The organism is Providencia sp. PROV040 (genome assembly GCF_032706145.1).
GTDB classification, from domain to species: domain Bacteria; phylum Pseudomonadota; class Gammaproteobacteria; order Enterobacterales; family Enterobacteriaceae; genus Providencia; species Providencia hangzhouensis.
Map to the genome: position 1 here is coordinate 4,039,275 of NZ_CP120530.1, position 23,687 is coordinate 4,062,961.

Below are 23,687 nucleotides of genomic sequence, written 5' to 3' on the forward strand. Positions count from 1 at the left end.
CTGCTTAAAACGTTGTGCTGTACAGAAATTTTTGCCCCATGCGCTTGCAGCAGCTGTACGGCTGCCACAATGCCCAGGCATAATTACCGTCCTGTGCCTGTGCTCCGCCCTCATCCGGAAACACCGCACAGCTGTTTTTCAGCCCCGGCGACAGGCGCTGCCATTTATGGTTTTTTGTCCCGGTATTCTCCGTCACCGCGTCCGGCGGCCAATAGCCATCCCGGCGGTTGCCTTTCAGGGGCACATAGGTATGCGCCTGCCCGGTGCGGGTCATAATATCTGCCACGCGCTGCGCCACCACAGCCGCCGCTTTATCCCCGTCCTGCTGGTTGACAAAACCGCTGCGCGGATAGAGATTTCCCCACATGTTGCCCCGGCTCTGCCCCCCGATTTCCCGTTTCCCGGGAATTATCGCTTCCGGATACGCCATTTCCGGCACACCGAGCCGCCACGGCACACTGTCGAGCGTGCTCAGGTAATAAGGAAACAGCGGTGTGGCTGCGCTGTCACAGGAATACCCCGGAATACTGCCGCCGATAAGGGTGGTTGCCGGATGACCGATAGCATCCGCATAAAAAAAGTGCAGGGCGGTTTTACGTTTTGCCTCAAACTTCTGTTCACTGTTTCCGCCCCCGGCAGATACCCCGCTCAGCACGCCGGTCACGGCATTTTCAATCCCGCCGGCCGCCCCGCTGACCAGTGACATTTCCCGCCACGGGTTTTCACCCGGGGCATGGTAGGCCGAGACCACCGCCTGCGGAATAAAATGTGACACCCGGACAGATGTCCGGATACGGCAGCCGCCCCAGCCACACTTCAGCCAGTAGCAAATCCCGCTGATACGCCAGCTGATACACGACGGTGAGGCCGCAGAAGCGACCAGAGTGGCGGTACTCAGACTGGCTTCCGCCACCGGCACCAGTGAACAACCGAGTAACAAAGCCCCCGCCAGACGCCGGCGATGTGATTGTCGGGTCATGGTTGACCTCCTCCTTCCTGTTGTTCCCGGTACTGCTGTATCTGCGTCACCGCCTGTGCAATATCGGTGGTGCCGTAAACCACCCACTGCGCATCAACGACGACCGCCGGCAGAGATGACACCCCCAGCTGCCAGGCCTGAACCACGCCCTGATAAGCCTGCCGTAATGCCGTTTCTCTGGCCTGCCAGGCCGGACTTTGTAACAGGGCGGTGATGTGCGGGGCATCCGCTTCACTCAGTTCCGTCCCCGGCTGAAGCAGGGCCTCATCCAGCAGGCGTTCAGGCGCATCCAGATACACCACCTCAAACGGGATGTCCGTCTGCGGCAGAGCGTCATCCTGCGTGGTATACAGCACCACTGCCGCCCCGGCGGTCAACGGCAGGCATGACAGCGACAGCATCAGCAATCCGGAAAGAGATAAAAATCGTTTTTTCATTCGGTCAGTCCTCACAAACGAACGGTGAGAGAAGAAAAGCGCATCAAAACCCGCCGGTGACCGGCGGGTTTTCACCGGTTACCAGCCCACCGCAAACCCGGCGCCGATACTGGTATCGCCGCCGTTATTCCATGACGCATTCAGGCGCACATTGGTATTGGCCGTCGGCTTATACTGCACCCCGGTGGCTATCGCCTGTGCATCACGGTAATGCCCCATCGCCATCCCGAACGAAAAACGCTCACTGTTCACATACGGAATGGAAGATATTGCGGTCACCCCGGCAATCCCCGCATTGGCCCGTTTCTCCACCTGACTGATTTTATTGTCCAGCTGACTGAAACGCTGGTCGGTATACTGCCGGGCATTGTCCAGCACCGTGTGGGTCACCTGCCCGAACGTCTCATCGGTATAGCGGTTTGCGGCCGCCAGGGTCTGTTCCTCCCCCTCAATACGGGCCTGCTGCTCTTCCGTAATCCGCTTGTTTATCTTCGCCTCACTGTACTGAATGCTCACATCGGTGTAGTCCATGGCCTGTTTCAGCGTCTGCTTATCGCCGGCAATACGCGCATCCCGCTCCTCATCCAGTTGCCCTTTGTTGACCGCATCCGTTTTTGCAATGCCGGCCGCCACATGCGTCAGAAAACGTTCCTGACCTTCACGGCCGACGGACACGCTGTTATCCCGGTCAGCCAGGCTGCCGTCCCCCAGTGCCACACTGTTTTTCGCCAGCGCCCGGGCATCCACACTCAGTGCCACGGATTTTTCGCCCAGCGCCAGACTCTTATCCCCGACCGCAACAGCCTGTTTACCCTGACTCAGCGTACTCTGCGCCTCATTCAGGGCTTTATCCGCCGCCTGATATTCCGCCTGTTTCTGCGCCAGTTCGGCTTTCACCTTCTCCAGATCCCGGATGTTTTCCAGCTCGGATTGCGTCGGACGCAAATCAGACAACTTTGTATCCAGCGCGGAGAGATCCTTTTCCAGCCGGGAGAGTTGCGTTTCTGCCTGCTTCAGTGCCTGATCGGTGACGGCTTTTTCCGCCGATAACTGCTGTTTCAGCTGTGTGGCCTGTGACGACATGGCCTGTGTGTGACTGAGCGCATTGTCCTGAAGGTACTGATCCACTTTTTGTTTCAGCGCCTCCGGGTTGGTATTCAGCCCGACGGTGTTATCCCGTGGACGGCTTTCCAGTACCAGCAGTTGCTGTAACTCTTTGGCATAATCCGGGCTGTCCGGCGATAAACTGTTGACCTTATCCAGCTGGATCAGGTAGTTCAGCTGATTCTCATAGCGGGTGAAAATACCGCTGACCATCTGATTAAAGGTGCCTTCATCGATGTTATCCAGATACAGCTCTGACAGGATCTGCTTCCCGGCCTCTGTCACCCCGGTGAGCCCCTGCTCAATTTGCTGCCGGGCATTTTTCTGATAAGCCTGATACAGATTCTTTTTCCCGTCCGCAGAGGTGATCAGGGCGATTTTGGCCAGCTCTTCCTGATAACCGGCAACGCCCTTCAGGGCCGCGGTATTCAGGTGTAAACGGGATAATTGTTTCTTCTGCTCGCTGTCCGTGACCGCATCCGACCACAGCATCGCTTTATCACTGTGGCCGGCACTCAGTACCGGGGACAGGGCCACACCCTGATAGTTGGTCGTAATCTGAGAACCGGTTTTCTCTTTGATGGTTTCATTAACCAGAGCACTTCTGGTTTTCGCTTCAATATAGGCATTAACATAACTGACATAAAACTGCGTGTCATTACTGACCGACGTATCCTGCTCAACCCGTTTTTTCACTTCCTGAGCCAGACGGTCAGCCTGCCCCTGCTGCCACAACGCCACAAAATTCTCATCCACAATCTGTGAAACCGCCCCCAGATTGCGTTCATAAATCTGTGCCATCCGGTCAGCGACCTGCTGTGCCTGTGTCACCTGCTGCTGTTGCGCGGTACGCTGACCCGCCAGGGTCTCCTGTTGCTGCAACAACGGTTTCATCGCTTCCTGACGCTCCAGAATATTGCTGTTCGCCAGCGATTTACTGTCAAACAGGGCCTGCGTCTGCATGTACTGCTCATGCGCCTGCGCCCTGTTCTGCAACAGGGCATTCTGGGCTTTCATCGCCGCCTGCGCCTGTTCCGCCGTCATATTGTTCCCCAGCGCCATACTGCCCTCACCGACAGCCGTACTGTGCTGCCCCGTGGCCACGGCCGTGTCCCCCAGTGACACGTTTTTGGCCTGTAAAGCGCAGGAATAACTGACAACCAGCGACAAAAGCGTTACTTTAACTCCCGTCGTTTTCATGACGTCATGTTTCCTCTTTTTAACATACCCAATGAAGCGGCCGGGTAAGCCGTGCTGCAACACGGTTTACCCACTCCCTGCTCCACCCGTTTCATCATCCCGGCACCCGGGGCGGTAACCCCCGTTTCCGGTCAAGTTCATCTGCCACCCTGAACGCCGCTTCCAGCTCACTGCATCCGTATTGCTCCATCAGCACCCGCCGTTGCTGCTTCTCCTCTTTTTCCGTCATCCCCAGCGCCAGATATAAGCTCGGCTGTACCACCCGGAACAGCGCCTCCACTTTCCGCGCCAGCACCACCCCTTCCGTGTAACAGCCGGAGAGTTTGGCTGCGGACAGCAGCACCTGTTTCTGCTCCTCACTGAGCGTCTTAAAGCGGGCGATTGCCTCCACCTCTTTCTGCGGCATCGTCAGACACACCCACCACTCCGCCATATTGAGCATTTTCTCGGCACAGTCCGGATAGTCATCGAGGTTCTGGGTCGCCAGCCACAGCCAGGCCCCCAGTTTCCGCCACATTTTCACCACTTTGGTCACATAGGGGGATAACAGCGGGTTGACCGTCACGATATGCGCCTCATCCACCACAAAATTAATGTCCCGGGCCCGGTACTGATCCCGCTCGGCAATATTGTTGATGGAGTTGATAAGACTCACCATCGTCAGCGCCATCTGGGCCTCATACCCTTCCCGCGCCAGGTGCCCCAAATCAATCAGGGTCACATCCGCCTCCGGCCACAGCTCCCCCGGCAGATTAAACAGCTCATGCTCAAAACTGCCCGGTTCGGTAAACATCCCCAGGGATTCCGCCATTTCGGCCGCTTTCGCCCGGCGCTGCGGATTTAATGCCCGCCCTTCCTCTTCACCTTCCCCCCGGGAGAGGGCATACAGCGCCTCCTGCAAATCCGCCGGCAGCATCTGCCGGTCGGCGGCATAAGACGCCCGGGCCCCCGCCATCAGCGCCCGGCGGATCATCGCCCGGTCAGCCCGCTTCAGCTCCGCTTCTTCCCGCACATCCCCGCCGGTGATCATCATGCGGGCGGAGATTTCCATTTCCCCCAGAATGTCACGCTGCCCGTCATCATCCTCAGATTCACTGTCCGTCTCTGGCAGTTCATCCGCATTCAGTGCCAGACGCTGTTCATCCATCATCAGCAGCTGATGCGCATCCGCAAACAGCGGCAGACGCACCCCGCTGCCGGGCTTGACACTGACCTTATTGACACTCAGCCCCAGACTGGCGTAATAGTCCGCCAGTAAACCAAAGGAGTTACCGGCCTCCGCAATAAACAGACGCGGACGGCGGACCGCCATCAGCTGCGATAACTGTGCGCATAAGGTGGCGGATTTACCGGCCCCGGTGGGACCGAATAACAGCAGATGCGCATTCTGGGTACGATCCTGTTTATTCTGCGGATCAAAGGTCAGCACCCCGCCGCCCCGGTTAAAGAAACTCCAGCCGGGATGCCCGGTGCCGCTGGTGCGCCCGGTCACCGGCAGTAATCCGGCCAGGTGCTGTACCCAGGTCAGCCGGGTATACCAGTGTTTTTTATCCGTCTGCGGGTCAAAACACATCGGCAGGGCACGCAGATACCCGTTCAGCGGCGCCACATCATATTCCGGCTTCACCGGCTCCAGACCGGCATTCAGCAGCGTGGCCGTCAGATCCACGCGCTTTTTGTTCAGTTCCTCCACCGAGCCGGCACGCAGCAGCAATGACAGGGAGGCCCGGTAAAGCTTATGGCGGTGCCCCAGTAAACCTCTGGCGGTTTCCACGTCCCGGCGGGTACGTTGCGAGTCGGTGTTTTCCCCCACCGAGTTTTTCCCCAGCCGGGTAAATTCCTGCTCCAGCGTATCCTGAGGCTGTGTGACGATGGTCATCGACAGCATCGTCCCTTCCGGAAACAGGTCCATCAGCGCATTGATATTTTTGTCACCGCGCTTCTGCTCCCCGGTCAGGTGCCCCGGCCCCGGGGCTTTACGCAGTTTTTCGATATTCACCACACCGTGCGCCAGGTTATCAAACCACCACACGCCGTTTTCCACATCCGACCGGGGCGGGGTAAACCACAGCGTTTCCGCAAAATCCTTCAGCACCGGCAGGGTGCCCGGGGCTTCCTCCGCCGCCGGCCAGTACGCCCCTTCCCGGTACAGCGTCTCCCGGTCCACCCAGTCAGGGGCCGGATTGAAATGACGCAGCAGCCACTGATGCACCTGCCTCCCGTCCTGGCGGACACACTGCACGCCGGCACTGCCCAGACTGCTGACCAGCCGGTCACACATCTGATTGAGCATCGCCACCGGCGGCATCGGATCGGTATAGCTGTTCCCCAGCCGGCGGTAAACCACCATCCGGGTCCGGCGCTGCTGTCCGCGCCAGGGTTGTCCGGTCACCTCCGTGTCCTTAAACAGCCCTTCCGGACGGGCAATCCCCCGTAAATGACGCGCCATTTCGGTCAGCCAGGCTTCGGTAAACGCGGTGCCCCGGGCCGCCGGCAGGATATAGTCCCGCAATGTGGCCAGTGTGACGCTCACGTCGTCCTCATCCTGACAAAAAAACTGCACCACCCACGGGTTATCATCATGCTCATCCAGACTGTCCTGAAGCGCATCCTCCACCGCATCCCGGATTTCGAGCAGACGGCCGGCAGAGCGCCCTTCCGTCGGCGCCGGCTCAACGGCATACACCGCCCCGACCGACACCCCGTCATCAAGCAGCAGGCATTGCTCCTCATCCAGAAATTCCACCCAGGGCAGGTAATCAATAAAGGACGGATTCGCATGGTAAATCTTCTGCTCATCCGCCCGGGTCATTTTTCCCGGCCGGGAAAGCGGCTGACGGCCTAAACCGGCATTCTCTGCCGGTGTACTGCGGTGTACGGTTTTGTCAGCCTTGTTTTCATCCGTTTTTTCAGCAGAAACCGCCTGCGCTTTCCGGCGTGAGCGGAATAATGAAAATCCCATCACAAGCCCTCCACACGCTCACCCGGCAGGGCATACTGCACTTGATGGTAAAACGGAAACACCGTACTGTATCCCGGCACCGGCAGATTGCCGGCCGAGAGATGCGGGAACACATACATCACCATGTCCGGGTTCGGCAGACGCGGAAACTGCTGATGGATCTCACTGCTTTGTGTCCGGGTATACGCGGTGTCCGCCTGCTGAAGGCGCGCGGCTTCATCATTCGTCAGGGCGCGTCGCAGGGCGCTGCGGGCGGTCTCCGTCACCGTCCGGCTGTCCGCCGCACCGTTCGGATCAGCCTGTCTGCCGGACCAGATGGCCATCATGTCGCTGTTTCCCGCCGGCAGCAGCTCCTCTTTGGAGGTGGCACAGCCGGCCAGCAACAACACCAGTGCGCACAGCACTCTGCTTTTCATCACACATTTCATCATTCTCATGATATGACGCCTCCCGCGCCCTTCAGGATCGCCCCCCGGCAGGTCAGCCGGGCAAACTCACCGTGACAGCTCAGTTCAGATAGTGAAAAAGGCACACATTGCCAGCCGGCTTTATCCGGCGCCTCCCCTTTAAAAACGGTGTACAGCAGGCGATCCCAGTCACTGTCCTGCGGCCACGCCTCATCCCGCGGGGCAAACCGGTAAACGGTAATGTCGTTGTCACTCAGCCCCACCCGGTGACGGCCCACAGACAGAACCGCCCCGGGCGTCTCACCGGCGGTACTCTGCCACGCCAGCTGTATCGTCGCCGGTGACATGCCGGCAATCAGCTGCTGTTGCTCCTCATCAAACACCTGATGACCGGCCACCGTCAGGCAAAAATGACTTCCAGTACAACCGGCCTGTCCGGCACTGAACACAAACACCAGCGGAAACGTCACCGGCGTCACAGCCAGCACCCCCGGCTTCGCAAAATACGTCACTCCAGACCTCCTTCCTCACCCTCTGTCAGTGAAAAACCGTAATTCACCCGGCGTCCCTGCGATTCATAATCCACCGGGATCTGACGGCTGATATGCACCGCGACTTTCTGCCCCGGCGGCACATACACCGCATCAAAGGTCTGCCCGTAGCGGGATTTCACCCAGTCCGCCACATCCTTAAACCCGCCGCCGATGGCACTGCCCAGCGCCGCTTTCCCCGCATCCCCAGAGAGCGAGGAGGTGATACCGTACCCGTTGTTCTGCGCGGTATACTGACTCTGCGACATCGCATCCCCGGCCGAGGCCGCTGCCGTCAGGGCAAACAGGGTCGGCAGATAGGTGCCGGCATTGGTTTTACGTTCACCGCTGATACACGGGATCCCGCTCTCATCTGAAATCCAGCCGAGCGACCCGCCGTTATTACGGGCATTCTGTCCGCTGTTGGCCTGACTGCCGCCGTCCGTCCGGTCAGCCGGCTTCGGCACCGTGCGGATCGTGCCGTCCGTAAAAACAAAGGTGATCGAGGTGATATCCCCGCGCACACAGGACAATGTCCAGTCACCGGTGGCCGAGCCGCTGATCACCGCCCCTTCCACATCCGGTAACTCAATGCCGTTCGCCGTGAGGTTGTCTTTTCCCACCACCACCTTGAACGGATACGGATCGGTCACTTTACCGTCAATGGGCACCCGCCCCAGCAACGCCGTCATCGCCTGGCTGCCCACCAGGGTGGCATTCTCCGGTATCGTGTACGCCGGTTCGGTATGGGCCTCACCGTCCACTGTACCGGAGAGCGTGCGCTGATTTTTGGCCACCCGGTCCAGTTCCGCTTTCTGACGGGTAATGGCGTTATCCTCCAGAAAAGAGGTCGGAAACGCCGGTTTAGCCGGTTGTCCGTTCACCATCCGCCCCGGTTCAGCCGGTTGTGCATCCTGCGGCTCAGCCCACAGCAACCCGTCTTTCACCGTCAGTCCGCTGCCCCCGGTATCCAGCCCCAGTCCCAGCGGAATATCGCCTTGTCCGCTGCCCTGAGCCGGCTGACCACCTGATGCTGTCAGCGTTTCCCCCAGGCTATCCAGACGCCGCATCAGTGTCTGCTGCTCCTGTTGCAGGGCACGCTGCTGACTCTCCGCTTCCTGACGGACGGAAGCCACCGCAGACTGGATCTGCCCCGACACATTCTGCTGCCGGTTACGCAGCTGCGCATTCTCTTCCAGCAATTTCTCATTCTGGGCGATCAATTCCGCCTGACGGTCACGTACCGTTTTCATAGTGCCAATCAGCGTCCTCAGTGTATCGGCCGGGGTATCCCCCTCAATCCCGAGTGACTTCAGCTCCCCTGGGTCAAGGTCATTGATTGACTGAGACAGGTTGTCCTGTCCGCTGCCGGTGACCGGCGTGTCGGGCTGGCAGCTTTTGATACCAATCAGCACCGCCAACGCCAGTGCGGACGGCACCAGAATTTTGACCAGCGTATTGGATTTCACTTTCATCGGGCTTTCCCTCCCGTCCTCCGGACAGGCGGCTCCGCAGGAAACGCCTTATCCGGTTTGCCTTTCATCACCAGATACACTGTGGTGGTATCCTCCGGTGTGCCCTTCGCGTCCAGCCACTGATGCTGGAACGTGGCGCTGACAAACTGCCCCTGCAACTGACGGGGATCCAGCACGACTTTCTGAGCGGACTGATTGGTCAGTTTCACCGCCACCACCCGGTACTCCGCCGCCTGCCAGCCGGCCAGCGGCCGCGCGATCAGTGGTTCAGACGGGTAGAGTGCTGTCAGTGTTTTTGGTAAGGTCAGTGGCAAAGGTTGTACGCCGGACACCGGCTCCACTGTTCTTAACGGTGCATACAGACTCTGGGCGGCATAACGGGTCAGTAAGACCGGTAACGGCGCCGGATAACGGGTTTTCGCTTTGCGGTCCACGCTTTCCGGTACGGCATCGGCTGCTGCCCCCGCAGCCTGCCCGCTGCGTCTGACGCTCTGACTGTCACGCTGCGTACTGACTTCACCGCTGTACACCACCCGCACCGGCTCCAGCTTCCCTTTACCGGCAGTGGCCGTCACATCCAGCAACAGGATTTCCCCGCTTTCCACATCCTGTAACTGAAGGCGGGTCTGCGGGAAGGCGCTTTCCGCCCGCAGGTACACCGCCCCTCCGGTACTCTGGATCCGCAGTTTCTCATTCAGAGACGGTGGAAAACCGACACGCACATTTTTTTCCACAAACACAATGCGCTCTTCCCCCACATGCAGAGAAACCGGTAACGGAATACGCTCCCAGCGGACCAGCTCTACCGCCTGCACCGGCAGCGGCAGAGCGGCCACAGAAAACACCGCCGAAATCCCCAGAGCACAGGCCGTCAGATGACGTTTTATGCTCATTGACTGACCTCCTTATTCTGCTCCGCCGCTTCCAGACGCTGAGGCAGCCCGTCATAGCAGTCCAGGGCCAGACCAAACGGATTACTTTCCGGATCGCCCTCCCAGCGCACCACTTTCACCGGATAACGTACCGTCGCTCGCTTGACCGGCTCCGCGCTAAAATATTCATCCGCTACCAAATCCAGGCGCACGATCCAGTTATCCCGGTCAATCACCCGGACTTTATCCTCACTGAACCCGCGTCCCGGGATCTCATACACCACCCGGGAACGCCCTTTCAGCTCCCCGAGCGTAGTACGGTAAGCGGCCTCTTTCTCAAAATACGCCCGGCAGGACGGCGTCAGATAGGCACTGAGCTGTGCAATCTTTCGCGGATAATCCACCTCGCCGTCTTTCGGCCAGGCATTCAGTTGCTGAAAAATATAAAAGCTGAAAGCGTACACCGTCGGCAGCGGCACTTCCCACCATGCCCGGGTACTGCCGGAGCGCAAATCCGGCGGATTATGGATCGTCAGTTTAGCCGGCGCCCGCATCCAGCCGGCAAAGGCCACAAACAGGCAGAGCACCAGCACCCCGCAGATCATCCGCAGTGTCAGAATGTGCTGGTCCCGGTTTTGCAGGGCATGACGAAATTTACTCATGGCGGCCTCCGGCGATATACCGGCACAGTGACAGCGCCTGCGTCCGGCGTAAAAACCAGCCCTGAGATACGGTGATGAGGGATTTTTCAGTCAGCCGTCCGGTCAGCGGCAATGTGCGGGCAAACCCGGTTTGCAGTTTCCAGGACAATCGGCGGTAGAGATAATTTTCCGGTTTTCCGCGTTTGATACGGGTCAGAAAAGTGCCGCCAAAAAACACCACCAACAGCGGCATTATCAACGCGCCGGTCGGCAGGATCACCCACCCGGCCAGCGGTAACAGCGGGATACTGATAACGCTCCCGCCCACACAACCGACACCGGCGGCGGCAAACATTTCATGGGTGGTAAATCCGCGAAAGACGGTGGGCTCTGCATTTAAGCGATCCGGCATAAAATCGATGGTCTGCATCGTTGCCTCCGCTTAAAAAATAATAGTGGCGGATTTTCCGGCCAGCCAGACGACCGCCACAATCAGGACGACACCGACTACAATAATTGTACCGAATTTACCCCAGCCAGCCTTTTGGTCGCGCACTTCATTGAACGTGGTGACCGCGGCAATGGCCACCACGATAAAAGCCGTCGCAGCCACAACCAGCCCGCCAATCACAATGCCGTCATTAAGATAGCCTTTAATGGTGTCCATCAGTCCGCCGCCGCCACCGGAAGAAGGGGGTTCCACCGAAGGCAGTGCGGCATACGCCGGCATCAGACTGAATAAAGTGAATAACGTCACCACTGACGCACCAATACGACGGACACCACGTCCCCAAAATGATTTCATATCCATAAAATGACCTTTCATTCTGTAAAATAAATTAAACAGCACACTCAACTGGCAAACATCCAGATGCAGACCACCAGTAATATCACTGCCCGGACAGCAAACTGCCCCACCCTTGCAGTACGAACATTTTCATTTGCCCAGCCCCGGTAAACATCAACCAGTCCCCAGGCTGCCCATAAAAACAGCACCGCCAGTAATGCCCCGATACACAACAGATTCAGAACAGCCGGAGACATCCCCGAGCCGGCAGCAGCCTCAAATGCCGCCTGCTGTGACGGATTCATCGCTGCTCCCGGCGGTAATCCCCGCGCAGCGGCTCCGCCACATTAACCGGCATCGTGGGCTGGGCCCGGGAAGGCTCCAGATAGCGGACAATCCCCTGCCGGATAATCTCCACCTCTCTGGAGGCGCGGGAATAATCAAAATAAAAACGGGCGTGATTGTCCTGATTTGCCTGAATACGGGCGCGCTCCAGGCTGGCCTGGATGTGATCGAGCTGCTTTAACGTCAGCGCCAGTTCATCTTTTTCAGCGGCCTGAGCAGGCAATACCCCAAATGCACTGACAACCAACGCAAACAGGGAAATAAGCGGAGAAAATAATCGCATAACGACTCCTTAAAGACGGTTAACGTGGAGTCAGGGTAAAAAAGGCGGACAGAAAAAACAGCAAACAATTAGTTTTCCAAATTTTTTAATTTTATATTGCTTGCTTTTTGCGAAAATAGCTGAAATGAATAAATAAAAGTGAGCCTATGAGTCAGACCATCACCCGAAAAACTGGGCATTTTGCCTGGTGTGCACTGGTTGCCCTGCATCTGGCCCGCAGGGAGGGGCTGGTGCAGTCCGACATGCAGAAAAACCTGTTTTTAATACGCTGGCTGGCAACCGCCAAAAAGCAACGCCGTTTTGACCGTGACGTTACGCCGGATATTGACTGGCTGCTTCAACAGGGACGTACACTGGGGAGCCGGGCCAAACTGCCACAAAAACTGGATTATCTGTACCGCTCCTGTACAGGCGCATTACACGAGCAGAGCGATCTGTTCCGGCTCACTTATGCGCTTGAATCGGCCAAGGAGGCAGGCTTTGCCTATCAGTTATTGAGTGATAAATCGTGGCACAGACGACATGCGGTGAGCCCGGATACGCTCAGCAACACCATCTGTTTATCCAAAAATGCACTGGAGCAGGCTTTTGATACTGACGGTCATCAGACCGCACACCTACCTGTAAAAATCGGAGGTGATATCGCCGCACTAGCTGAACTGCTGACACAATGTGGCTGGCAACTCATCACGACAGACAACCCGCCACTTTATTTACTGCTCACACTCATCAATCCATCAATCAGCGCAGGATAACCCCATCACACCACTGACGCGCGGCCTAGCCGCTTGTCTGCTGACAGAGACACACAAAAACAAGTGTTGTGTGTCTCTGCCCAGCGCCTATAAATATTTTTTAAATGACGCGGTAGCCACTGCCACCGCAAGCCCGAACAACAGAGCCGCCGGTAACAACACCAGATTAGGGTAAATGGCAGACGGCCAGGACAGATAAATCATGCACGGAACAAAAAAGGCCGGCTTAACAAAACGCTTGGCGTGGTGATACACAAAACTGGATTCATACCCGGCACCATAACGCCGCAAATCACGCCGGTTAAAGCCTTCCACCATGCCCACCAACAGCACCATAACAAACAGGGGCATCGACAGCACCAGAATAGTCACCCGGATAAAAAAGGTCAGCGTCACATAAACCGTCGCCAGCAGATAGTCTCTCAGCTCGGACACAAACCAAATCCGCCAGTCATCCAGTTCACGGGCAACTGCATTCCCGCTGACAGGATACACGTTCTGCCAGCTCTCCATCAGCCCGGACTCCACAAACAGCCACCGGTATGCCTGTTCAACGGTATGAGCCAGCCACTGCGCCGGACTGGACATCAGCAGACTACGGGTAAACCCTTCTGACAGATACCCGCTCTCGGTTAACATCACCTGCCGGCTGTGCTCCGCCCCTTCGTCCGCCCAGAAAAACGCAATCCCGACCCACTCAATCAACAGACTGCATACCCAGGAGGCCAGTAATACCCCGATGATGGCCCACGGCCAGTGCCACAACAATTTAGCCGGCAAACCGGGGTCTTTTGCCGGGTGACGCGGGGTTTCCTGACGTACCTCAGCAGTTGCCATCGTTGCCCCCTTCGGTATCCGGTGCCATCTCAGCCACATTCATACCGCCGCTGTCATGCCGCGCATCCGAAAATGATGACGCAGTCCACCAAGTTTCGCCGGTACGGTAATTTTTCTCCATATACTGTGCGATTTTTTGTAAATCCGGTGGCATCAGGGCATCAGCCTCTGCCGCCGGCAGGGGCATCCTGATTTTCCATAACTTCCCGCCTTCCAGCAGCGCAAACGCCTGTCCTTTCGGTAACTGAATAATATCTGCCGGTAACAGCAGCGGTTTAGCCACCATACTGACCCTGTCCTGGGTATTGGAGGTAAAATCACTCCCCTGCCTCGGATTGGAAATATCGGTGATCCCGGATACCAGGGTTTTGGTGTAAATATCCACTTCCGGTAACTGTTCCGTCAGTAATTTCGCGGTCATCAGTTCACGGACACGCAACATCACCAGCGTATTAAAGTTACCGGTGACCTGCGCCGATTTCGCCGCATTCCCCAGCCGGGCTTCAATATCAGACCAGGTCTGTGTGTAGGCCGTCACTTCAATCCCCGCGCCGCCGCTCTTGTTCAGTAACGGAATAAATTCATCCCCCATCAGTTCATTAAATTCATCGCAATGCAGGCTGATCGGTAATTTTCCGGCGTGCTCATCCTCCGGCAGTCCATCCTGAGTCCCGAATTTATAAATATGCCCGGCTACCGAGACCAAATCCGCAAACATGGAATTCCCCACCGCTGCCGCCACTTCCGCATCCGATAACGCATCCAGCCCGACATATACAATCCCTTTTTTCCGAATCACCTGCTGCCAGTCAAAAATCGGACGGGGATCCTGCATATTGGTGTAATCCGGCGACAACAGGGCGGCAGTTTTTCCGGTAGTCAGTTTTTCCAGTAACGGCAGCAGAGAAGCCACTATTTTATCAAAATAGGTCCGGTCATAACGGATCGCACTGCGCAGCCCGTCCAAAATCGGATCATAGATTTTTTTCCCTTTCTCACTACTTAACGCCAGCTCCGTTGCCCAGATAGCCACAGCTTTCGGATCACTTTGCAGATGACGGGGCACATCCTCGACCGTCAGCGCGTTCTGCGCATTCTCGATTTGGGCAAACAAATCAGGTAGTTGTGCTTTAATCACCTGCATCGAATATGTCTGATAGAGTTCCCCGATATTGGTGACATAACGTAAAATTTTGGCATAATCCGGACGCTCCCCCAGAGCAACCAGTGCCCGGGCAATGATATTAACAAACCGCCAGGCAAACTCCCGGAACGCCGCGCTGTTCCCTTCCCCGGATAACTGGCCGGCAACCCGCCCCGCGACTTCCGATACTCGGCCAAAACGCCCGATGGCGTTATAACGGGCACTGATATCAGGCCAGCCCAAGTGAAAAACATAAAACTCCTCACTGCGCCCCGCACGATGCGCTTCCGCCCACATCCGGCGCAATAAATCCGCATCCCCTTTCGGATCAAAAACAATCGTGATATTCCCCCGGCGGATATCCTGAGTGATCAGCACTTCCGCCAGACGGGTTTTGCCGACACGGGTGGTCCCCAGTACCAGCATATGACCAACCCGTTCACGCAAATCCATGGTCACATTCACCTCATCCGGCTCCACACCGTGTAACACCGGATTCCCCCCCACCGGCGTCAGCGGGCGGACCGGATTCAGCCAACTGTCTTTTTGCAAAAGCCGGCAAACCGCCGGAAAACGGGATTCAAAACGGAGTTCAAACTGCCGGGCCAGCCGGTAATGTGCCGGCGGCTGAACATACCGCTCCACTTCCGGACGCTGGGTTTCCAGCAGGCGTTGCGTGTGTTTTTGCTGCCACTGAAACCCTTTTCCCAGAAACAGACGCTGCCGGCTGACCGGCACCTGTGCCGACGTCACCTGATAGCGGGGCAGACGCCGGAGATTCCGGCGGTAACGTAATACCCGGAATCCCTGATGTGCCCGCAATGCGGAAAAACCGGCAAACGCACCGGCGGTGACATAACTCACGGACGGAGACAATGCCACTGCCCAGGGCGCTACCGCACACACAAACGCCGCCCCGCCGGACACCAGAGCACTGTTCAATTCCACGGCCGGTCGCAGCCAGGCCTCTATCACATAACGATCACTCATTCTCTCAAACTCTTTTTTGGTGTTACCCCGGAAAACAGTGTTTAAAAATTCACCGGTGTTTCCAGTGGAAACAGTGTTCAAAAATCATCCAGCGTTTCCACTGGAAACACTGTTTGAAAATTCACCGACACGTCCGGAAAACAATGTGCTCACTGCACTCAACCCCAGGGAGGATCTGACGGATTTTCTTTTTCCGGTACACGCGATTCTTTCCCGTGACAGTGACGATGACGGCGGGCAGGACGGTTTTTTTTCCCCAGGAGTCTCATCACAACAAAGAACACGCACCACATCAGCACGGCCAACCAGAATGCCGGGGAGTCAACCCCATCTGAAGGCCATATCGGCGGTAACATTACTTCACCTGCTGGGTCAACCCGGTTTCCGTGATCAGAACTGGGTAATGTGATAACTGAAGACGGTGAGCTAAATCGGTGCCAGAAGCTGGGGAGAGCAGTCCTCCCTGAGCCAGCGCCTGAAGCGCCTGTAACCCGGTTTCCGATTTCACATTCACCACCATCCCGGCCGCATTCATTGCATTCAGCTGGGCTGCGTGCTGTGTGAGCCATGCCCGGGATAACGGATCATCCCCCACCAGATACAGTGCCCCAATCCCCGGTAAATGCAGGACGCGGTCATCCACCTCCCCCGGCGTCATTTCCGGTGTCTCAACCGGCAACACCATTGACGGGGCCATCACGGACGGCAGAGGGCGGGACGCCGGCTTTGCTGTCCATTCATTCGGGGCATTATTTATCGCGTCATAAAAAGGTGCTGCCGGTTGCCCGCCATAATCCGCCACCACCGTTAATGCCGCCTGACTGCCGCCGGCTGCGCAAAACAGCAGCATCCCCAAGACGGGCAGGGGATAAAAGGCTCGCGTTGTCTTTTCTTCAGGATTATTTCGCATCGGTTTTGTTCTCCGGTTCTATCCACACAAACGATACAGCCCGATCTGTACTGACTGCCGGTAAATGAGCGGGAACGGGTTGTGTACCGCCCGTCAGTGTCGCCAGCTGACGCCGGACACTATTTTTATAGCGTACTGCGGGCTGACCGCCCGCCGGATGGTGATAACAGCCGGCGGCACGGATCCAACTACCCGGTGACGCCTCATAACAGCGGCGCAGGATGCGGGCGGCCACATGCAAATTGGTATAAGGATCAAAGGCCTCCCAGGCGGAACGGAAGTGATGCCCGTTCCAGCCCCAGTTCACCTGTGCAATCCCCACATCAATACGTCTGGGGGATGTCGTCTGTAAAAACGACTGTAAAGCCTGCCAGGCGGCCTGCCGTGTCGGATAACGGTATCCTTTACCAGCCACATTCAGCGTCCACGGCCAGGGATGGATTTCACCGGCCTGCGGGTGATGTGCCGGTAATGTCCAGGATGACTCCGTCAGTGCCAGGGAATACAGGGCTTCTGCTGGTACATTCTCCTGCCGGGCCACCTCACGGTAGCCCGGCGGCACCTCCCGAGCCGGTAACGGCACGGAAAACAGCAGCAGGACAAGAGTGAGCAGGGAATTTTTACGCATCACGCCTCCGGATTAAGGTGTGAGCGGACGCCACCGCCCATCCGGTAACTGTTGCATCACCACCGGTGTGGTGGTCAGTCCGTACTGAAGCGAGAGACCGCCATCATGATTTAACGTAATTTCCCGCTTTCTGACGCGCTCTGCCGGGATATTTTTTTGTCTGGCCCAAGCCCTCAGGCGGTTATCATCCCCCTTTGTCCCCAGCACATAAATATCAAACGGCTGTTTGCCGGCCAGCAGAGTAGCCAGACGGGCATCACACGCGCTACAATTTTCCGCCTGCACAAACAGTGCCTGCCGGCGCTGCGCTGTTCCCTGTTCCATCCTGCCGAATGTTCCCAGACTGACCGGTAATACCTGACCATAGAGCCGCTTCCAGGCAGCATCTACTTCCCGCTGAAACGCCAGCTCTTTTTCTGCCCTGGCAAATTCCTGCTGTACCCACTTTTCAGCCAGCCGGCGGCGCTCTTCGTCTGACCGGGCCTCAATACCCAATGTCGTCAGGGGATCCAGTCCGGGAGACTGAATACCGCGCCGCCCTTTCATCAGCGCCTCAAAACGGGCATACTCCTCCGCACTCAGTCCCCATTCCTGCGCCTCATACTGCAATGACTGTGTCTGACTCTCAGCCGATTTCCCCGCCTCAATCTGAACCGGTCGGGTTGCCCCGGAAACAGACTGTGCAGCTGTCAGCGGTGCGGACATCAGACACCCACCCAGTAAAACCACGCATCTTATGTTTTTCATCACGGCATTCCTTTTATGGCAGGCGCAACGTCACTGTGCGCCCCTGATAACGTAATGTCACACGATCAGTCTGAATGTCGGTCATTTCCCAGCCCTGATAACGTCCGCCTACCGGCAGTAACTGTACCTGCCCCAGCTGACGAATATCCGCAGGAGCCAGTGCGGCAAGAAGACGACCGCCCCGCTGTTCAATCGCGGTTAACTGAAACGGCACGGTCCGGGATGGACGGACAGAAGCCCCGAGACGGGAAGTTTCCGGCGTGGCGGGTTTTGCCCTGACAACCGGGGGATTGACCGTTTTTTGTTCCGGCTGACGCTGTTCCTGCAACTGATGTAACGCCAGTGCCCACTGTGCCTGGCGGGTTTCCAGTTGTGCCAGCCGTTTTTCCAGCCCGTCAGACAGTACGGCGATCTGTTCATCCGGTTTGCCGGCCACCGCCAGCTGTGCTGTCACCGTTCTGAGGGTGTCGCGCTGTGATGCCACATCCTGTTTTAGCGTCGTCAGCCCCTGACGGAGCACGTCCAGTTGCGCATTCATCCGGTCATCCGTGACAGAGTCAGCCATCTTCATCTCAATCGCCTGTAATCGTTGTCCGAGTTGTGACAGAGCCTCTGAGTGTGAACTGATAACATTACTGTGGATAAACAGCGGGATACCGGCCACCAGAGCACAGGCGACCACGCCCGTCACAATCACCCCCCGGTAAATTTTTTTATGTAATGGGGTTACGGACAATTCTTCAGAATGAGTCATTTCAGCCACCCTCCGCGATGAACCTTATTCACATCGGTATGACCAGTGGAAGTGTTAAGCACCGGTGGCACCGGTAATGGCGTACTGCCCGCAGAAAGTGGGGTGACCACAGAGACGGATGAAGCGCCGCTCATTCCTGCATCCGGCGCAGATGGCGTGTATTCCGGACGAAGTCGGTAACACACTTCCCGTTGCACATCATCCACCCACAACTGCCAGGCCGGACCGACAAGGATCTGTAACGCCACATTCAGGCGGATCGATCCCATCTGATAATGAACAGCGGGTAACGGCAAACGATAAAGGTGGTTCGCCTGTCCATCGGACGTGCACAGACGATATCCGGAATCACGCAGGGCATAATGTAGCGCATCCCCGACTGTCGGGGAGACGGAAGCAGGAATACGCAGATGAACAATTTGTTCCAGCGGGTAACGCTGTGCCTGTGAAGGCGAAATATCAACCAGCCGGTAACGGTCATAACGCACCACTTCCGGGGCTGACGGATAAATATCTGGGAGCAGCGGCTGAGCATAACCGACGTTGAGCGGAATCGCGATGTCTGCCGCCGCTTCCGTAGGCTGGGCTGGCTTGTCTGCACAGCCCCCCAACAACAGTGAGGTCAGGGCAAGACATATCGGGAGAGTTTTCATACGCATTTTCTGTCCTGAGTTAACAAAATAAAGTCACAGGCACACTGTGCGCAGAAAAGCAAGCGCTCTCAATAGGAAATTAGTTTTCCGAAAAAAAAGAAAACGGCGGGTGTAAAATACCGCCTCTAAAAGAGGTGGTTTTAAATTGGGCCCCCTATAAGGGGGCTATATTCTTTATTAATCCCCCAACAATTCCATTTGTTGGTCGAGCTCTTGATCAACTTTATCCTGATGCCTTACATAACGCCTAATGATGACTTCATTAACCCCCACCGTATCAGCAAAATATCCCCTAGCCCAAAAATGATTACCCCAAAGTTTCTTACGTATATGTGGAAATCGATTATATAACCTTATCGTACTACGTCCTTTCAGGACTCCCATTAGTGTTGATATTGATAGTTTAGGTGGGATCATTACAACTAAATAAGCATGGTCTGGCTGAACATTTAGCACCAATACTTCACAGTCTTTCATAATGCAGAGAATATAAATTATTCTATAAAGCTCTTTTCCTACTTTATCTTTCAATATATTATAACGATATTTAGGAGTCCAAACTAGATGATATTTGCAACGTCAATACACATGTGATGAACTTCTGTATAAACCCATGTTATTTCCTCTTTACTTGTGGTGAGTAAGAGGTAGTTTTTTAACATGGGTTTCCTTCAGGCTATAGCCTCACAGGGTCAATCATCACCTGCTTAGGTGGTGGTTTAAGGCTGACAATAAAAACCCGCTTTTTGGCGCAGGCGGATTTTACTATACCCTAAAAGTTAATACTTCCCTGAACCCCGATCTCTCTCGGATTACCTAGCTGTGCTTTATTACCAAATGCATACGTTCGATATAAAGCATCACCAATATTTTTCGCATAGATACTAAGTTCATATTGCTTTGTAGGGTGCCATGATATTGATGCATCAACAACAGTATAATGCCCTTGTTCTAAATTATTTTGCTCATTAAAGTAAAATGGTCCATTAAATCTGACTGCAATCCGAGAAGACCACTTTTGCTCCTTGCCATATAAGCCCTCCCATGAAATTAATGAACTATAACTAGGAGTATAAGCAGGTCTTTTATTTTTATGTTCTCCACTGGTAAACTCTGATTGATTGAACATGCCACCCAGTGAAATACTATGATTAGGGGTAAGCTTTGATTTCCAAAGATATTCTATCCCTCGACTTCTTGAATCTCCCATATTAGATAATGCCTGATAACCAATAACACCTACATATCCTTGAACATCTTTACTATCTATTTGATATAAAGTAATTTCGGCCATATGGTTATCATTAACACTGTGCCATTTCCAACCTAATTCCATTTCCGTGGCAATTTCCGATTTATAAGAAGTCAGAGCTAGTTTATCAACCCCATCTTTGTTAAAACCACCAGGTTTAAAACCGCGGCCAACTCCAAACCATATACGATTCTGCTCATTTGGAAGCCAGGCGATACTTGCTCGTGGAATAAAGGCATTAAAAACTGCATTATTATTATAATTAGACTCACCTTTTCCTTTTTCTAAAATAATCATTCGAGTTTTTGCTTTTTCGTGAGAAAAACGAGCCCCTGCACCTAACTCCCAATTGTCATTTATCCTGTATGCACCATCAAAATATCCAGAGTAATTATAAATATCATTATCAGATTTTTTTCCTCCCATTCCGACTTTCCCTACAGATAAATTATCATGTATATAACCCATCTTTTGAAATGATACCCCTATAATTCCACTTAGATCCCCCCCCTCATAATTAGCTCTTGCTTCTGAATACAAAATATCCTGAGAATCATCTTGTAACGTTCCGTCCATAAACAATCTATCTATATCCATATTTTGATAAGAAAGTATCGTTTTAAACTTCCATTCATCATTAAAATCATAACCTGTATTCCAGGAAATATTTTTTAATTTACGTTTAAGATTAGGTGTTTCATATAACCATTCAGTATCAATTTTTGAACGTGAAAGAGGTGAAAAAGGAACAAAATATTCCTCATGAGAATGGTAATTTTCTCCACCTACTTTTAAATTAGACTCAAATAATGTATCAGGGGAAATATAATTAGCAGACAACCATCCAGCTTTTATATCTCTGCTATCAACATTTTTTTTATCCCATGCTGGATTGTTCAAAGAACCATTATTTCTATCGAGACTAACATTCCCCTGAAAAGCCCAGCCGTTTTCCATGTAGCCAGTGCTTCCTCCTGTATTGATTCTTTCCCCTTGACCAAAATATTGCCCCCCTAACCATGCTTCAGCGTGACTACTGGGTTTTTTGGTAATAACACTGATAATCCCTCCCAATGTGCCACGCCCATAAATAACTCCTTGTGGGCCTTTAAGTAGCTCAACTTGCTCAACCCCTTGAAGAGATTGAGCATACGATTGAGAAAGCTGGGGAGCACCATCAACAAACAGTCCCAAACTTGGAGAAAAGAAATCGGCCGAAGATTGGCCCCGAAGAGTCATATTGTTATAAATACGCGAACTTCGGTTTGCAGATAACAACTCAGGAAAAACTGCGCTCAAATCATCAGTTTGATTAACTAAAGATTTTTTTAACTGTTCATCAGTTTGAACATTCACATTACCAATTACATCAAAACTACTTTGAATGCGCTTAGTTGCAGTAACAGTTATTGTATTATCATGCTGTTCTGTGGCAGCTACAGAGCTTACTGTTACCATTGTAGCCACTACAAAAGATATAGATTTAAATAAAGTTCCTTTATTTTCCATATAAACCCCAAAATGTGCAATGGCACTTTACGCCGAAATGTTAATGCGAATTAATATCATTTGCATTGTTATTATTATTTGAGGTTGATCACATTTTGAGCATGAAAATTATATATACTTATGAAAGTGTGCTGAGTAACAGAAAACATGAATATTAAGGTGGGTTAATAGAGTGCAAACCAATGACAAAAAACAAAAGGATCATTGCTGCTATAAATCAATCTGTTATGAGTTATCAGCCAACAGAAGGATCATTATGGCTATAGGTGGGGTTTATATCACCCAAACCCTTATATCAATGATTATCATGCAATCTGTACCAACCTTACTAAGAAGTGAAGGATTTTCTCTCTCTTTAATTGGATTGACTTCACTTTTTATGCTTCCTTGGACACTTAAATTTTTATGGTCTCCATTTATTGAACGCCTGAGATTACCTTTTGGAAAAAAATTTCGCCGTTCACGTAACTTGATTCTTATTGGTCAATCATTGGTTGCTCTTTTAGTTTTTTTACTTATTCTAATAAACCCTAACGATAATATAAGCAAACTGAATAATCTTTGGATTTTTGGAATATTTATCCTATGTGCATTCTTAACATCGACTATTGACATTGCATGTGATGGCATGGCGGTAGAACAGATTAAGGCAAGTAATAGAGGGTGGGGAAATATTGCCCAAGTTGGCGGAGGAGAAATAGGAGCATTATTAGGCACTAGTGGTTTTTTATTAATTTCCAGTTATTTTAGCTTAAATACTGCATTTGCTATATCAGCTCTAACCATCATATTACTTACAATTCCAACACTCTACTTTAAAGAATCAGATAGACTAACCACATCTGAAACTTACCATATACCCAAATTATCATATGCATTTAATCGAAAAGAGGTAAGAATTGGTATTTTATTAGTAGTTTTATTAGAAGGAGGTAACAGAATCACAGATATGATTACCGGACCTCTATTAATAGATATAAATATTACATTAAATAATATTGCACTATTAATAGGAAGCTTCAATTTTTGTGCAAGCCTATTTGGAACACTTTTAGGTGGTATATTAATAAAAGTATTTGGCATATGGAAATCAATTTTCATTACCTATGGTTTACAAGGTTTAATTTTTACTTTCATATCCATGGCTATAGGAATAAAATATATCCCACATGAAATACTTTTTTTACTTATAGGGTTCAAATATATTCTTTTTTCTGCAGGACTAGTTTCTTTTTACACTGGTTTAATGAGCTTATCTTCATTGAAACAAGCTGGTATTGATTTCACTATTTTCCAATGTACAAATGCTTTTACAGCAATCATTGCTACTCTATTAGGCACTTGGACAGCGGAGAACTGGTCTTATCATTTTGTTTTTGCAATATCATCTATTTATACTTTTATCGCAGTACTAATTTCCATTAAATTAATAAAAAAACGCCTTAAACTAAATATTTCATCAAACAATTTTGAGCAATATGTATAA

Annotated in this window: 23 protein-coding genes and 1 pseudogene; 2 read left to right on the forward strand and 22 right to left on the reverse strand. The window is 53.2% G+C overall.

The window, feature by feature from the left end; translation table 11 throughout:
• Nucleotides 1–4 precede the first annotated feature (4 nt).
• The 13 genes from P3L40_RS18870 to P3L40_RS18930 all read right to left on the reverse strand — a co-directional run bounded on the left by P3L40_RS18870 (nucleotide 5) and on the right by P3L40_RS18930 (nucleotide 12,022).
• Nucleotides 5–979 (reverse strand): TIGR03756 family integrating conjugative element protein, encoded by a 975-nt coding sequence (locus P3L40_RS18870; RefSeq protein WP_012368435.1) that lies wholly within the window; start codon nucleotides 977–979, stop codon nucleotides 5–7.
• Nucleotides 976–1,416: a TIGR03757 family integrating conjugative element protein gene (locus P3L40_RS18875; RefSeq protein WP_004239699.1), complete on the reverse strand. Its 441-nt coding sequence runs from the start codon at nucleotides 1,414–1,416 to the stop codon at nucleotides 976–978. The genes P3L40_RS18870 and P3L40_RS18875 overlap by 4 nt, the downstream gene beginning before the upstream one ends.
• A 78-nt stretch (nucleotides 1,417–1,494) precedes the next feature.
• Entirely contained in the window at nucleotides 1,495–3,720 is a 2,226-nt protein-coding gene (gene taaP / locus P3L40_RS18880; protein ID WP_004239700.1) for a trimeric autotransporter adhesin TaaP, read from the reverse strand.
• Nucleotides 3,721–3,814: 94 nt separating this feature from the next.
• Nucleotides 3,815–6,682 carry a conjugative transfer ATPase gene (locus P3L40_RS18885; RefSeq protein ID WP_004239701.1) on the reverse strand — a complete coding sequence of 956 codons (2,868 nt, stop codon included), beginning with the start codon at nucleotides 6,680–6,682 and terminating at the stop codon, nucleotides 3,815–3,817.
• Nucleotides 6,682–7,119 (reverse strand): TIGR03751 family conjugal transfer lipoprotein, encoded by a 438-nt coding sequence (locus P3L40_RS18890; protein ID WP_004245744.1) that lies wholly within the window; start codon nucleotides 7,117–7,119, stop codon nucleotides 6,682–6,684. The genes P3L40_RS18885 and P3L40_RS18890 overlap by 1 nt, the downstream gene beginning before the upstream one ends.
• Nucleotides 7,116–7,601, reverse strand: coding sequence for a hypothetical protein (locus tag P3L40_RS18895; protein WP_004239705.1), 486 nt, complete (start codon nucleotides 7,599–7,601; stop codon nucleotides 7,116–7,118). The genes P3L40_RS18890 and P3L40_RS18895 overlap by 4 nt, the downstream gene beginning before the upstream one ends.
• The gene (locus tag P3L40_RS18900; protein ID WP_004239706.1) at nucleotides 7,598–9,094 is read right to left on the reverse strand and encodes a TIGR03752 family integrating conjugative element protein; all 1,497 of its coding nucleotides are present in this window, start codon (nucleotides 9,092–9,094) and stop codon (nucleotides 7,598–7,600) included. Before P3L40_RS18900 ends, P3L40_RS18895 begins: the two co-directional genes overlap by 4 nt.
• Nucleotides 9,091–9,987, reverse strand: coding sequence for a TIGR03749 family integrating conjugative element protein (locus P3L40_RS18905; protein ID WP_000023746.1), 897 nt, complete (start codon nucleotides 9,985–9,987; stop codon nucleotides 9,091–9,093). Before P3L40_RS18905 ends, P3L40_RS18900 begins: the two co-directional genes overlap by 4 nt.
• Nucleotides 9,984–10,628: a PFL_4703 family integrating conjugative element protein gene (locus tag P3L40_RS18910; RefSeq protein ID WP_000033152.1), complete on the reverse strand. Its 645-nt coding sequence runs from the start codon at nucleotides 10,626–10,628 to the stop codon at nucleotides 9,984–9,986. The genes P3L40_RS18905 and P3L40_RS18910 overlap by 4 nt, the downstream gene beginning before the upstream one ends.
• Nucleotides 10,621–11,037 carry a TIGR03750 family conjugal transfer protein gene (locus P3L40_RS18915; RefSeq protein ID WP_004239708.1) on the reverse strand — a complete coding sequence of 139 codons (417 nt, stop codon included), beginning with the start codon at nucleotides 11,035–11,037 and terminating at the stop codon, nucleotides 10,621–10,623. Before P3L40_RS18915 ends, P3L40_RS18910 begins: the two co-directional genes overlap by 8 nt.
• Nucleotides 11,038–11,049: 12 nt before the next feature.
• Nucleotides 11,050–11,412: a TIGR03745 family integrating conjugative element membrane protein gene (locus P3L40_RS18920; protein WP_073557142.1), complete on the reverse strand. Its 363-nt coding sequence runs from the start codon at nucleotides 11,410–11,412 to the stop codon at nucleotides 11,050–11,052.
• Between the two features lie 47 nt (nucleotides 11,413–11,459).
• Nucleotides 11,460–11,699: a TIGR03758 family integrating conjugative element protein gene (locus tag P3L40_RS18925; protein ID WP_001070025.1), complete on the reverse strand. Its 240-nt coding sequence runs from the start codon at nucleotides 11,697–11,699 to the stop codon at nucleotides 11,460–11,462.
• A complete protein-coding gene (locus P3L40_RS18930; protein ID WP_004239712.1) occupies nucleotides 11,696–12,022 on the reverse strand; it encodes an RAQPRD family integrative conjugative element protein in 327 nt (108 codons plus the stop codon). The genes P3L40_RS18925 and P3L40_RS18930 overlap by 4 nt, the downstream gene beginning before the upstream one ends.
• Nucleotides 12,023–12,168: 146 nt before the next feature.
• On the opposite strand from P3L40_RS18930, the gene P3L40_RS18935 reads away from it, so the two are divergent.
• Nucleotides 12,169–12,777: a DUF2913 family protein gene (locus P3L40_RS18935; protein ID WP_004239713.1), complete on the forward strand. Its 609-nt coding sequence runs from the start codon at nucleotides 12,169–12,171 to the stop codon at nucleotides 12,775–12,777.
• 87 nt (nucleotides 12,778–12,864) lie between these two features.
• Here the strand turns inward: P3L40_RS18935 and P3L40_RS18940 are convergent, their stop codons facing one another.
• The 9 genes and pseudogenes from P3L40_RS18940 to P3L40_RS18980 all read right to left on the reverse strand — a co-directional run bounded on the left by P3L40_RS18940 (nucleotide 12,865) and on the right by P3L40_RS18980 (nucleotide 22,201).
• The gene (locus P3L40_RS18940) at nucleotides 12,865–13,614 is read right to left on the reverse strand and encodes a TIGR03747 family integrating conjugative element membrane protein (RefSeq protein ID WP_000179437.1); all 750 of its coding nucleotides are present in this window, start codon (nucleotides 13,612–13,614) and stop codon (nucleotides 12,865–12,867) included.
• Complete coding sequence (traD, locus tag P3L40_RS18945) at nucleotides 13,601–15,748, reverse strand: type IV conjugative transfer system coupling protein TraD (RefSeq protein WP_012368437.1); 2,148 nt, start codon at nucleotides 15,746–15,748, stop codon at nucleotides 13,601–13,603. The genes P3L40_RS18940 and traD overlap by 14 nt, the downstream gene beginning before the upstream one ends.
• 355 nt (nucleotides 15,749–16,103) lie before the next feature.
• Complete coding sequence (locus P3L40_RS18950) at nucleotides 16,104–16,658, reverse strand: integrating conjugative element protein (RefSeq protein ID WP_004245750.1); 555 nt, start codon at nucleotides 16,656–16,658, stop codon at nucleotides 16,104–16,106.
• The gene (locus P3L40_RS18955; protein ID WP_004239718.1) at nucleotides 16,648–17,286 is read right to left on the reverse strand and encodes a transglycosylase SLT domain-containing protein; all 639 of its coding nucleotides are present in this window, start codon (nucleotides 17,284–17,286) and stop codon (nucleotides 16,648–16,650) included. Before P3L40_RS18955 ends, P3L40_RS18950 begins: the two co-directional genes overlap by 11 nt.
• 12 nt (nucleotides 17,287–17,298) lie before the next feature.
• On the reverse strand, nucleotides 17,299–18,033 hold the full coding sequence (locus tag P3L40_RS18960; protein WP_000790124.1) for a TIGR03759 family integrating conjugative element protein: 735 nt from the start codon (nucleotides 18,031–18,033) through the stop codon (nucleotides 17,299–17,301).
• A 13-nt stretch (nucleotides 18,034–18,046) separates the two neighbouring features.
• Nucleotides 18,047–18,787: a hypothetical protein gene (locus P3L40_RS18965; RefSeq protein WP_000149725.1), complete on the reverse strand. Its 741-nt coding sequence runs from the start codon at nucleotides 18,785–18,787 to the stop codon at nucleotides 18,047–18,049.
• Nucleotides 18,784–19,446, reverse strand: coding sequence for a PilL N-terminal domain-containing protein (locus P3L40_RS18970; protein ID WP_004239720.1), 663 nt, complete (start codon nucleotides 19,444–19,446; stop codon nucleotides 18,784–18,786). The genes P3L40_RS18965 and P3L40_RS18970 overlap by 4 nt, the downstream gene beginning before the upstream one ends.
• Before the next feature lie 171 nt (nucleotides 19,447–19,617).
• Nucleotides 19,618–20,055, reverse strand: a pseudogene (gene tnpA, locus P3L40_RS18975) (IS200/IS605 family transposase).
• Between the two features lie 157 nt (nucleotides 20,056–20,212).
• Nucleotides 20,213–22,201: a TonB-dependent receptor gene (locus P3L40_RS18980; RefSeq protein ID WP_272693287.1), complete on the reverse strand. Its 1,989-nt coding sequence runs from the start codon at nucleotides 22,199–22,201 to the stop codon at nucleotides 20,213–20,215.
• Between the two features lie 172 nt (nucleotides 22,202–22,373).
• On the opposite strand from P3L40_RS18980, the gene P3L40_RS18985 reads away from it, so the two are divergent.
• Nucleotides 22,374–23,687, forward strand: coding sequence for an MFS transporter (locus P3L40_RS18985; RefSeq protein ID WP_001351065.1), 1,314 nt, complete (start codon nucleotides 22,374–22,376; stop codon nucleotides 23,685–23,687).

Coding starts and splice junctions, on each gene's coding strand:
- P3L40_RS18870 (WP_012368435.1), bottom strand. CDS start 979: ATGACCCGACAATCACATCGCCGGCGTCTGGCGGGGGCTTTGTTACTC.
- P3L40_RS18875 (WP_004239699.1), bottom strand. CDS start 1,416: ATGAAAAAACGATTTTTATCTCTTTCCGGATTGCTGATGCTGTCGCTG.
- taaP (WP_004239700.1), bottom strand. CDS start 3,720: ATGAAAACGACGGGAGTTAAAGTAACGCTTTTGTCGCTGGTTGTCAGT.
- P3L40_RS18885 (WP_004239701.1), bottom strand. CDS start 6,682: ATGGGATTTTCATTATTCCGCTCACGCCGGAAAGCGCAGGCGGTTTCT.
- P3L40_RS18890 (WP_004245744.1), bottom strand. CDS start 7,119: ATGAGAATGATGAAATGTGTGATGAAAAGCAGAGTGCTGTGCGCACTG.
- P3L40_RS18900 (WP_004239706.1), bottom strand. CDS start 9,094: ATGAAAGTGAAATCCAATACGCTGGTCAAAATTCTGGTGCCGTCCGCA.
- P3L40_RS18905 (WP_000023746.1), bottom strand. CDS start 9,987: ATGAGCATAAAACGTCATCTGACGGCCTGTGCTCTGGGGATTTCGGCG.
- P3L40_RS18910 (WP_000033152.1), bottom strand. CDS start 10,628: ATGAGTAAATTTCGTCATGCCCTGCAAAACCGGGACCAGCACATTCTG.
- P3L40_RS18915 (WP_004239708.1), bottom strand. CDS start 11,037: ATGCAGACCATCGATTTTATGCCGGATCGCTTAAATGCAGAGCCCACC.
- P3L40_RS18920 (WP_073557142.1), bottom strand. CDS start 11,412: ATGAAATCATTTTGGGGACGTGGTGTCCGTCGTATTGGTGCGTCAGTG.
- P3L40_RS18925 (WP_001070025.1), bottom strand. CDS start 11,699: ATGAATCCGTCACAGCAGGCGGCATTTGAGGCTGCTGCCGGCTCGGGG.
- P3L40_RS18930 (WP_004239712.1), bottom strand. CDS start 12,022: ATGCGATTATTTTCTCCGCTTATTTCCCTGTTTGCGTTGGTTGTCAGT.
- P3L40_RS18935 (WP_004239713.1), top strand. CDS start 12,169: ATGAGTCAGACCATCACCCGAAAAACTGGGCATTTTGCCTGGTGTGCA.
- P3L40_RS18940 (WP_000179437.1), bottom strand. CDS start 13,614: ATGGCAACTGCTGAGGTACGTCAGGAAACCCCGCGTCACCCGGCAAAA.
- traD (WP_012368437.1), bottom strand. CDS start 15,748: ATGAGTGATCGTTATGTGATAGAGGCCTGGCTGCGACCGGCCGTGGAA.
- P3L40_RS18950 (WP_004245750.1), bottom strand. CDS start 16,658: ATGCGAAATAATCCTGAAGAAAAGACAACGCGAGCCTTTTATCCCCTG.
- P3L40_RS18955 (WP_004239718.1), bottom strand. CDS start 17,286: ATGCGTAAAAATTCCCTGCTCACTCTTGTCCTGCTGCTGTTTTCCGTG.
- P3L40_RS18960 (WP_000790124.1), bottom strand. CDS start 18,033: ATGAAAAACATAAGATGCGTGGTTTTACTGGGTGGGTGTCTGATGTCC.
- P3L40_RS18965 (WP_000149725.1), bottom strand. CDS start 18,787: ATGACTCATTCTGAAGAATTGTCCGTAACCCCATTACATAAAAAAATT.
- P3L40_RS18970 (WP_004239720.1), bottom strand. CDS start 19,446: ATGCGTATGAAAACTCTCCCGATATGTCTTGCCCTGACCTCACTGTTG.
- P3L40_RS18980 (WP_272693287.1), bottom strand. CDS start 22,201: ATGGAAAATAAAGGAACTTTATTTAAATCTATATCTTTTGTAGTGGCT.